The organism is Spirosoma jeollabukense (genome assembly GCF_054777855.1).
The window spans coordinates 1-592 of the sequence record NZ_BAAHAD010000099.1 but is presented as its reverse complement, the minus strand read 5'-3'; the positions used below and the strand labels follow the sequence as shown (position 1 = coordinate 592).

1 tRNA gene and 1 pseudogene are annotated in these 592 nt (G+C 28.9%); both read right to left on the bottom strand.

The features are described 5' to 3' along the window. Positions 1 to 85 precede the first annotated feature (85 nt). Positions 86 to 157: transfer RNA gene (locus ACYVEA_RS34750), tRNA-Lys, on the bottom strand. A 189-nt stretch (positions 158 to 346) separates the two neighbouring features. Then, positions 347 to 541, bottom strand: a pseudogene (locus ACYVEA_RS34745) (cytochrome c oxidase subunit 3). Positions 542 to 592: the final 51 nt, after the last annotated feature.

Genomic DNA, 592 nt, shown 5'->3' with positions numbered 1-592 from the left:
ATTAAAAAATATATGACTAGCTGAATTCGAATCAGCATTTATCGAGTGGAAGTCGACGATTCTACCATTAAATTATAGTCATTTTTAAGACCTATGGGATTTGAACCCACAAGATAATGATTAAAAGTCACATGTTTTACCGTTAAACTAAGGTCTCTATTAAGATCTTTAATAAACTATTTATTAATAAACGTGTATAAGATTCGAACTTATATAATTATGTCCGTAGCATAATATTCTACCATTGAATTAACACGTTGAAAAAAAAAATTTTAATTTGTATCAATTAATAACCTCAGTAATATACTGAAATATATAAAAATAATCAAACTACATCAACAAAATGTCAGTATAAAATACCAGATTCATATCCAAGATGATGGTGATCAGTTAAATGATAGGCCATCAAACGTCATAATCCTACGGCTAAAAATGCTGTTCCTATTATAACATGTAACCCATGAAAACCTGTACCAAAATAAAAACATGATCCGTAAACACCATCTGAAATAGTAAAAGATGAAGCGAGGAAGTATCGAATTATGTAACGGTCTTGTATACTTATAGTTGAACGAACAAAACCTTCTTCTAT